A 10,482-nucleotide genomic window follows, 5' to 3' on the forward strand; every position below is an offset into this window, starting at 1 on the left:
CCTTCGTAATGATTATCATTTTTATTAACTGTATACTTTATTTCCTGGAAGTCCCATATCAAGTAACCAGTGTACAACCCCCAGCATATGATGATAGGATAATCAGCCTCCAAAAGCAGTTGGGTATTCGACACATATGGGCAGAACCGAAAGCTAAGTTTAAAAGCTGGGCATTAGGCTTTGATGTTGAATGTTGGCAACCGACTTTAACAAACTGCTCTGAAAAACCGGATTTGATTATTTGTAATAACGCCCATCCGTTCGCCACTTTTGTCGTTAAACAAATTGCTATTCAACTTGGAATACCCTACATTGTAATCGAGAATCTTGTTGTGCCACAGCTAGCTGTTCAGTTCGCTGAATACTTAGATGAGCTATCACATCACTACACTCAAGCCAAGTCAGTTATTGCCGTTTCTTATGAGAATTTAAGTTTATTACACAAATTATTCAAGCTTCCTGAAAATAAAGGAAAGGTTATTTATAATGGACGACCTTCAGAATATTTCACTCCTTGCGACTTTGACGTGCGCGATCGCCTGCGCCAATCGCTTAACATACCAACAGATGCTGTAGTTTGCTTCACAGCTGCTCGCATAGAACTACGAAAAGGCTACCAGTATCAGCTAGAAGCAATCAAGCAGCTGATGTTAAACCCAGCATGGTCTCAACTTTACTTTGTGTGGGCAGGATCTGGAATTTTTGAGCCACAACTCGAAAAGGAACTCCAACAAACAGTTGAGCAACTAGGCATAACTAACAAGGTTATATTTTTGGGGAGCCGCTCTGACGTTTCAGATTGGCTGAATGCTGCTGATATTTTTGTGTTTCCTTCACTACTAGAAGGAATGCCTTTGTGTGTTATGGAAGCAATGGCAAAGGGATTGCCAGTTATTGCCACAGCAGTCAATGGAATTCCTGAAGAATTGGGTAATACTGGCAAATTACTTCCTGACCCCAACATTGATTCGCAAGCCACAGTTAGAGAATTGGTAACGACGATTCAAGACTGGGTTATGAGTCCACAGTTGCGTCACGACCTTGGTCAGGTTTGCAAGCAGCGAGCAGAAAAAATGTTTAGGGAAGAACAAAGTATGAAAAAAGTAGTGGAAGTAATTGAGGAGACATTCATGCTGTCCGAGGGTGCATCCCATGAGTATTACAACTAGCATACTAATACGCACGAAAAACGAAGCTAAATACATATCAAACACTTTGAGACTGGTTACAAACCAATCTTTAAAGCTCAAAGATATTGTTATCGTAGATTCTGGATCTACTGATGAAACGGTTAATATTGTCAAACAGTGGAGTGACGTTAAGCTAATTCAAATTCAACCTGAAGAATTTACATTTGCTCGGTCTTTGAACATTGGCTTCAAAGCTACTAAGGGAGAAATAGTTGTACCGTTGAGCGCTCATGCTTTTCCCTACGATCAGTACTGGTTGCAAAACCTAGTTAAGCACTTTGATGACCCTGAAGTGGCAGGAGTTTATGGCAAGCAGATTCCTCAACCTGATGCTTGGCCATCGGTTCAGCGAGACTATATAGCAGGTTATAGCGATCGAAGACGAATTCAAACAAATCCGGATAATCCTCGCGAACACTTTTTTTCCAATGCTAATTCTGCTATTCGTCGTCAGTGCTGGGAGAAGTACTGTTTTGATGAAATGCTAACTGCTAGTGAGGATGCAAAGTGGGCACGGGCTATGCTAAGGCTGGGATACAAAATCATCTATGAACCTGAAGCAGCAGTATATCACTCACACAACGAGCCTCTTGTTAAGGTATATCAGCGAGCTTACAGAGAAGCTCTGGCACTTCAGTCGATTTACGAAGAAAAAATGAGCTTGTACCATGCTTTACGCAAATGGCGTAAGTCAGTATTAGCTGACATTCGCTTCATTATCCAAAATGGCAAAGCTTACGAGTGGATTTTACGAGCACCAATTTACCGCCTGTTCTGGATTTACGGACAGATCAAACCCAGTCTACCTGCGCCAGTGTGGAAGCAGTTGGTTAGGCAGTGGTTGAGGGAGTAATTAAGCAAGCAGTTGCTTAAAAGCATCAAACAAATTAGCTAATTAGTTAGAAGGATGTTATGATTTAGGAAGTTTTATTCTGAGGGATATTGTAATCGCTATTGGTAACAAAATCATTGAAGCATTTTTTTGAAAGATCGCAAACAGCCCAGTAAAAGAGCCAAGTAATATGTTTTAGAAAATTAGTTTTGAAATGTTGCTTTAACTCGCTTAGAAAAATATTTACTTAACTTCAAATACAAAAATAACTATGAATTACAAAAACATTTTCTCTGAAGAAAAAACAGTAATTTTTTTGCATCTTCCTAAAACGGGGGGACTAAGTTTAGTCTATATAGCTTCAACAAACTATGATAGTTCTTCTGTATATATCATTGATGAACGGCCCTTATATAGCATTGATGGACAAGTGAGCCAATCAATTAAAGATTTGAAAGGACTTCCTCTACAAGAAAAAAGAAAAATTAAATTTCTAGCTGGACATACCTCTTTTGGAATACATGAATACATTCCTAATGAGTCAACTTATATAACACTCCTTCGAGAACCAGTAGACCGAGTAATATCTTGTTATTATTATCTACTTGCTAACCCGGATCATCTTTATCATAAAGATTTAACTCAAAATAATATGTCTTTTGAGGAATTTTTATATAGCCAGGACAGTAAGCAGTTTACAATTTACGATAATTTTCAAGTACGATTGTTATCAGGCATTACAGGAGTAAAATATGGTAAATGTTACCAGGAAATGCTGGAAGCTGCAAAATTAAATTTAAACAACTTTTTCTCGATGGTTGGTTTGACTGAAAAGTTTGATGATTTTTTAATTCTTTGTGAAAAAAACTTGGGCTGGAAATTTGTATCTCCTCAAAGAAGAAATGTGAATAGCAACCGTCCTTCTAAAAATGAAATATCTGAAAAAGCTTTGAGAAAAATAGAAGCAGATAATGCCCTTGATATCGAGTTATATAATTATGTTAAGAAACAAGTTGAAAAATCGTAACTACTAGGTAATATTTAACCAAATTTCACTTTATTTAAATTTGCTAATAAAATTTATGGACATGCCCTTGACCTTTAGCCAATGGCACAATACTTTAGACGCGTATTTAGAAAAATTAGCAAATTTATCCATGATAAGTTTTTTATCCTCGGTCATTTAGATACTATGTTCTGTTCTGGAATATTGACATTAGTTATTTCCCTTTTAAGTTAGTATTGTTTGGATCAGCTTATTTTGAATCTCAAGACTTATTTTCCTCAAAGCGGGAAGATAACTTGAGTTCTGGTGTTAATGATTGAAAAATGATTGAGACAATCCCAAATCTAAAATTTAAAATAGTATAAGGAAAGAAAATATTTTTTTATGACTTCTATAAAATAAAAGTAATCTCTGAGGTAGTCAAATGAGCAACAGTTCCGTAGTAAAAAACATTCAAGAAACTTTACACAAAGAATTAAAAAATATCGGCTCATTTGAAGAGTGTTCTCTACTAAATTATCCTGATTATCTCAATATTGGCGATCACCTTATTTGGTTGGGTACAATATTTTATTTAACTGATGTCTTGAAAACAAAAATCAAGTATACTGCTGCGGGTAGCGAGGATTTCTCTGAGGAAGTGATGGAAAAACAGGTTGGTAAAGCTCCTATAATTCTTCAGGGTGGAGGCAATTTGGGAGATATCTGGATTAATCATCAAAAATTTCGCGAGCATATAATCTCTAAATATCGAGATCGACCAATTGTAATTATGCCGCAAAGTATTTACTTTAACAGTACAAGCAATTTAAAAAAAGCTGCTGATATATTTAACTCTCACCCCAACTTAACTTTATTTATTCGGGAAAATTTTAGCTACAAAATTGCACTTAATTATTTCTACAAATGTAAGATAATCAAAATACCTGATATGGCTTTTTGTCTGTTAAATATGTCATGTCTAACATCTAATAATACTGCTCAAAAATCTTCTATTTTGTATCATTGTAGAGCAGATGAAGAATTGAAACAAAATTTCTCTCCTGCTTCTATCTTTGAACTGCCTAATGTAATTGTAGAAGATTGGGTTTCTCCTGAATGGAAAATCTGGCGTTCAAGCAAATCAATTATGGAAACTTCTCAAACCTACCCCGATAGTACCCCAGCCATATTTGATCGCCTTTACGATCCTGATATACATCGCATTTCTTGGATTTTAATGCACAAGGGAATAGATCAACTTAGGCAACACCGTCTGATTATTACAAATCGCTTGCATGGTCATATTCTCTGCATTCTTTTAGGTATTCCTCACATCTTTTTAGCTAACTCTTACCATAAAAACGAGTCGTTTTTTGAAACCTGGACTCATCAAGTTCCCTTTTGCAGATTTATAAAAGATTCTTCGCAAATCAAACTTACTGCACAGGAATTGTTAGACTTATACTCGAATGGAAATTAGTTATAAGCTATAGGACTCCTATTTTATTTTTGAACAAAACTCAGTACACTTAATCTTCTAGAATCCTATTGCCTGTTGCATGAGTGCCTTTTGCCTATCTACACAAATAATTTCAGTAATCAAACCGGATTCCTATATTGGATAAATATAGCTTGACCGTACTCTCTCCATGCATAGTAAAGCTTGATGCTATTTTCAGCTAATAGTATAGCCTCCTTCAGTGTATAAATATTTGCGAACGCACCTGATGGATCGAGTCCTTTACGACTTCTTTCTCCGTGATCGATTGCTGACAGCATTGTGTCTCTTAGGTCTCGAAAACAAAAGGACGCTTTCGCCTCACCTTTATCAATCAGTTCTTTAATCCAGAATGATGGTTTTGAGTGTGTCTTTATGATACAATCACCACTTTGAGCAGAGACCCGACGCAATGTCTCTGCTGTTTCACCATCAATAGTAGGAAAAAACGCTTAACCTGACTGACACCCGCGCTCATCCTTCATTTAGTATACGTGTACTATATTTAGATGCGTTTGCCCTGCCAGTCCCGATGAAACAAGTTGTACAGCCAAGCATGAAAATGCGATGTGAGACTGAATCTATATAGATACATAATATTTATTGAACTAACCATTTACACAGAGAACGAAACAGAGCCGCTGCGTATGATGCAAACGACGACCGACGAGTACTCCTTCATCCTCAAGCCCAGCTCGATCCACGGAGTTGGTGTCTTTGCTACGCACCCGATCCGCAGCGGCACTGATCTCCGTCTCTTTGCTAGAAGCGAGAATACACGGGTCATCCCTAGCGGTTCAAAGTATGATAACCTCTTCTACGGTTATTACGGCGTTAAAAGGGAAAGAGGTTTCGCCTGCCCTGAGGATTTCGGACGGATGTCGGTTGGATGGTACCTTAACCATGCCGATACGCCGAACGCGGCGTATCGGCATTACGTATTCTATGCCCTTTGCGACATCGATGAAGGAGAGGAGATTACGATCAACTACAGGATGTTATAAAACGATTTCGACAATTGTGATGCCCGTAACCGACAAGCCGAGCCGTAGGATTTCCCAGCATAGTGGTAGCTTAAATTCTCCGACTTTACTGAACACTCGACACTAAAGTTATCTGTGCTGAGAAGGCCGTAAAATTTATTGCCTAACTGCTGTGCCAACTCGACACGCGACGCGTGTCTGCTGCATGAAACAAGCAGAATTCCGCCCCTACTGTCATCCACAGTTCAGCATATTTCACTTCATATCCTTCTTGAATAAAATGCCCCCAGAACGGATAAAATGCTGCTTATTGCTTCTAGGGTTAGTTTGGAAATATTCACTCTCAGATAAAAAAATAGGTAAATTCAGTCATGGCTCGCACTCATCTTTGGCCAGAACAGGTCGTTGAAACCAATGGTACAGCCACAGTTAGTGTCACGATTGAATCCTTACATGGAACCTTTCAACTACTCCAATGTTTAAAAAACAATCTTGGAGCGATAGGAGGGAGAGGTTATGTTAGGATTAAAGTTTATAAATCAAAGACTAATTACCTCTATATAGGAATCATATTTGATTTCTGAAAAAATCGCGAGATAATACTGATAGAGATATCTGTCTAATAACGAACAATGATAAACCAGCATTTAGAAATGGCGATCACAGAACTACAAGAATTTATGGATAGTCGCCCAGATGCTCATGAAGTCAGAAAAGCGTAAGGCAAGTGAAACTGGTTTATCAAGGCTACAAGTATGAAGAAATTCAAACAATTTTGGATGTCTCACTTGGTTCAATAACAAGCTGGAAACAAGCCTATACCGAACATGGAATTTTGGGATTGCGCTTAAATCATAAAGGGAGAAAAAGTTACCTGAGCGATGAAGAACGAGAAGAAGTATTAAGTTGGTTGCAAACAAAAGATACTTGGGAGCTTGGGGAGTTGGAGTATAAATTGGCATTTGAACATGATGTCATCTACGAATCAAAACGAAGCTATTACGATTTATTTGAAGCAGCAGGAATTAGCTGGAAAAAAACTACTGGCTTGAATCCAAAGGCTGACAAGGAGGCTGTTACTGCAAAAAAAACAGATTGAAACATTGTTGGCAAGCAATAGAGAAGAAATAGAAGCCCGAAAACTGAGAGTATTACTAATAGATGAGTGTCATCTGTTATGGGGAGACAAAACTTGTTATGTTTGGGGCAGAACTGACCAAGAAATAGCAATTGGAATCGTTAACGAACGAGATAAACAGACATACTACGGGGCGGTTGATTATCTCGGCGGCAAGTTACTTCTTAAAGCTTATAATGCTGGTAACTCAAACAATACAATTGATTATAGGACTTACGCACTGTACAAATCAACCATAATATGTACTACGCAAAATGGCCGTTTCAGGCGTTGAACAAAACTTTGATTTGGTCGCACATTGACTGTGTTGAGTGTTCAATATGGCTCAAAAGCCCAAGTTTAGTATAGTACATATGTATGATGCGTAAGTCCTAGATTATTTACGCTATTTATTAGACCAATCTCCCGACCAAAGATTGCTTCTTCTTTGGGATGGTGCTTCTTATCATCGTTCACTTCTTGTTCAAAACTTTTTAGGCCAGATAAATCAAGGTTTACCCGCAGAACAATGGAAAATTCATTGCATTCGTTTTGCTCCTAATTGCCCATCACAAAATCCTATTGAAGATATTTGGTTACAAGCAAAAACCTGGGTTCGTTCGCGCAGCGTCTCGAAGAGACGTTTTTGTGCTTTAGTTCCAACATTCCGCCATTTAAAATGGATGTTTGAGTGGTTTATCCGAAACACCACCTTTGATTTTGCATCTCTTGAGATGTACGGAGTTTTTTCAAAAATCAAATACTAGTCCTATATATTATAATCATAAAGGCTATAAAAAATGGCTAGATAATCAGTGTAAGCTTTAAAATTTTCCAGTATTGATTTGGATAAACGTCAGATTTTCCATTCATGGGAAACCCAGTATTCTACAAACTAAATTAGACAGTTCTAAAATAGAAGCAGGAGATTGCATCTAGCCTTCAAAAAATATAAAGTTAGTTTTAAAAGAACTCATTACTCGATAAAAATTATTTATTTTCCCAAATGGATAGTAATCTGATTACTCAAGCTATTGAAAGATTGAACCAGATGTCTCGGCTCAATGTTCATACCAGTTGGCGGTATTGCAACTCAGATACTCCCGATGCTAGTATCTGCCTCCCGACAAACTTTTTACACTGGCCTTGTGCTGAACTCAATGCCAAAGGACACATTACCATACCTTTTGGCGGTCAGGTGTTATGGCTTGCTCAACAATTTGTCATTCCGCAAGATTTGTATGGCTATCCTTTAATGGGTTTGGCATTACGGCTAGCGCTGACTTGGTAGGCAAAAGATGTCAAGATTTTTATGAATGGCTCTCTAGTACAGGAAGGAGATTTGTTCGATGCCTCAACCAGAGTATTGTTGATTCCGTCTGTAAAAACAGGGGAGGAGATTATTGTTGCATTACGCTTGGTAAGTCCAGAAAATGATCAAGGGGCATTGATGCGATCGCACCTTGTGTATGAGTCTACCAATGATGATCGCCTTGATCCTGGTTTTGTCGCTGATGAGTTAACTATCTTGCATCGCTATCTAAAAACCGAAGCACCAGAAAAATTGGACACCATGACAGCAGCTGTCACTCTAATTAATTGGGCAGCTTTGCCAGATGGTCAATTCTTTGAGCAATCACTTGCAATTTTACGCCAAAACCTAGCACTAGCAATTCATGAATTGCCACTGCTACAAGAACGCCGCATTTTTTTGTTGGGTCATTCTCATCTTGATTTAGCTTGGTTATGGCCGATAAGTGAAACCTGGGAAGTTGCCCAGCGCACTTTTGAATCAGTTTTGAAACTACAGCAAGAGTTCCCCAACTTAATTTACTGCCATTCCAGTCCAGCTTTATACGCTTGGATAGAACAACATCGCCCGGACTTATTTGCTGCTATTCAACAACAGGTTGCCCTTGGACGATGGGAAATAGCAGCTGGAACATGGGTTGAACCGGATCTAAACCTGATTAATGGCGAATCGATTGTGCGGCAGATCCTTTATGGTCAGCGTTATATACAGGAAAAGTTTGGTCTGTTAAATCAAGTGATTTGGTTACCGGATAGTTTTGGCTTCTGTGCAACTTTACCCCAATTTCTCCAACTTGGAGGGATTAAATACTTTGTTACTCAAAAACTGAGTTGGAATGATACCACAGTCTTTCCCTTCGGAGCTTTTTGGTGGCGATCGCCCGATGGCACTCAAATACTGAGCTTGATGTCTAACTCGATTGGTGAAGATATTAACCCCATCAAAATGGCAAATTATGCCATTGATTGGGAAAAGCAGACTGGTTTAAAAGATGCTTTGTGGCTTTTTGGCTGTGGTGATCACGGTGGCGGTCCTACCCAAGATATGTTGAATGTGGCAAGCCGTTGGCAAAAATCTCCTTTTTTGCCAAGGTTAGAATTCACTACAAGCGACGCTTATTTGCAGCGAATTAGTAGATTAGAGTCTACAATTAGCACTGGGCAGTTTATCTCTGCTGTTTCATCACAAGCTGAAGAAGAAAAGGCCAACCCTTTACCCGTCTGGAATGATGAACTTTATTTTGAATTTCATCGTGGTTGCTATACTACTCATGCCCATCAAAAACGTTGGAATCGTCACTGTGAAGGGTTATTATACCAAGCAGAACTATTTGCTTCTTTAGCAACTCTGAGTGCTGGGGTAGCTTATCCCAAAGCTCAATTAGAAGACGCTTGGAAGAAGGTACTGTTTAACCAATTCCACGATATTTTACCGGGAGCTTCAATTCCCGCAGTTTATGTAGATGCAAACCAAGCTTGGCAGGAAGTAGACCGAATTGGTTCAGAAATATTAGAGTCTTCACTTAAAGCGATTGCATCCCAAATTGACTTTCCTTCACCACCACAGCCAGAGGCTTTACCGATTATCGTCTTTAACCCTTTAAATTGGCAACGCTCAGAAGTCGTTGCCGTACCTTTACCAACTTCCTCCTTTAAATACTGGGAAATTTATGACTTAGAAAAAAATTTACTACCATCTCAGATATCTGAGGGTTCAGTACTCCTATTTCTAGCAAATGATATTCCATCAGTGGGCTATCACGTTTTCTGGCTATGTCCTCAACAGACTGTAAAGCTTGAATCGAAGATAAATAGAAAAAATTGGATTCTAGAAAATGAATTTTTACGAGTAATTGTTGATGAAAAAACTGGTGAGTTTAATAGTATTTTTGATAAAATTCATAATAGAGAAATTGTAAATCAACAAGGATGTAATCAACTGCAAGCATTTCAAGACAGTGGTCAATATTGGGATGCTTGGAATATTGACCCTAACTATGCTCAACATCCTTTGCCTCCAACAGATTTAAAATCCATCAATTGGGTAGAGCAAGGAGACATACAACAGCGTTTACAGGTGGTACGGCAGTTAGCAGGCTCTGAATTTTATCAAGATTATATCCTCTCGGTTGAGTCGCCAATTCTAAAAATTGTTACTACTGTAAATTGGCAGGAGCAGCAAGTTTTAGTAAAAGCAGCTTTTCCATTAAATATACAGGCAGACTACGCTACTTATGAAATTCCCTGTGGTGCTATTAAGCGCCCTACTCAGCCTCAAGAACCTAGAGAAAAAGCAAAATGGGAGGTTCCAGCCTTACGATGGGCAGATTTAAGTATTTCCTCTTTCAAAGAAAAACAAGGAGAAGCATCGAATTTACCTGCGTCGAAAGAAGAACTTAAGGAGGTTAGCTACGGTGTGAGTTTGCTTAATGATTGCAAATAGACATCTCCAAAATAGTAACATTCTGTGCTAAAAGAACATTAAAGAGCTTTTTTGACACAGAAATATGCAGGGTAAGCGCATCTAATTTTGTGCTTAAGAATACAGATTGTTTTACTGAAG

The 10,482-nt window shown here is 38.4% G+C and carries 7 protein-coding genes and 2 pseudogenes; all 9 read left to right on the forward strand.

Features of this window, described 5'->3' with window-relative positions; translation table 11 throughout:
• Window positions 1-1,169: glycosyltransferase family 4 protein (locus ACFFAP_RS30705; RefSeq protein ID WP_375514760.1), on the forward strand; the 1,169-nt coding region annotated here is incomplete at its 5' end.
• On the forward strand, window positions 1,153-2,043 hold the full coding sequence (locus ACFFAP_RS30710; RefSeq protein WP_375514761.1) for a glycosyltransferase: 891 nt from the start codon (window positions 1,153-1,155) through the stop codon (window positions 2,041-2,043). The genes ACFFAP_RS30705 and ACFFAP_RS30710, both read left to right, overlap by 17 nt.
• A 250-nt stretch (window positions 2,044-2,293) precedes the next feature.
• Window positions 2,294-3,049: a sulfotransferase family 2 domain-containing protein gene (locus ACFFAP_RS30715; RefSeq protein WP_375514762.1), complete on the forward strand. Its 756-nt coding sequence runs from the start codon at window positions 2,294-2,296 to the stop codon at window positions 3,047-3,049.
• Between the two features lie 403 nt (window positions 3,050-3,452).
• Complete coding sequence (locus ACFFAP_RS30720; RefSeq protein WP_375514763.1) at window positions 3,453-4,490, forward strand: polysaccharide pyruvyl transferase family protein; 1,038 nt, start codon at window positions 3,453-3,455, stop codon at window positions 4,488-4,490.
• A 665-nt stretch (window positions 4,491-5,155) separates the two neighbouring features.
• Window positions 5,156-5,512: an SET domain-containing protein-lysine N-methyltransferase gene (locus ACFFAP_RS30725; RefSeq protein WP_375514764.1), complete on the forward strand. Its 357-nt coding sequence runs from the start codon at window positions 5,156-5,158 to the stop codon at window positions 5,510-5,512.
• Between the two features lie 635 nt (window positions 5,513-6,147).
• Window positions 6,148-6,837, forward strand: a pseudogene (locus ACFFAP_RS30730) (IS630 family transposase); the annotation flags it as partial.
• Window positions 6,838-7,015: 178 nt separating this feature from the next.
• Window positions 7,016-7,375 (forward strand): annotated as a pseudogene (locus ACFFAP_RS30735) (transposase); the annotation flags it as partial.
• 284 nt (window positions 7,376-7,659) lie between these two features.
• Window positions 7,660-7,899 (forward strand): hypothetical protein, encoded by a 240-nt coding sequence (locus ACFFAP_RS30740; protein WP_375514765.1) that lies wholly within the window; start codon window positions 7,660-7,662, stop codon window positions 7,897-7,899.
• 21 nt (window positions 7,900-7,920) lie between these two features.
• The gene (locus tag ACFFAP_RS30745; RefSeq protein ID WP_375514766.1) at window positions 7,921-10,362 is read left to right on the forward strand and encodes an alpha-mannosidase; all 2,442 of its coding nucleotides are present in this window, start codon (window positions 7,921-7,923) and stop codon (window positions 10,360-10,362) included.
• Window positions 10,363-10,482 lie beyond the last annotated feature (120 nt).

Source organism: uncultured Nostoc sp., from assembly GCF_964245575.1.
GTDB lineage: Bacteria > Cyanobacteriota > Cyanobacteriia > Cyanobacteriales > Nostocaceae > Nostoc.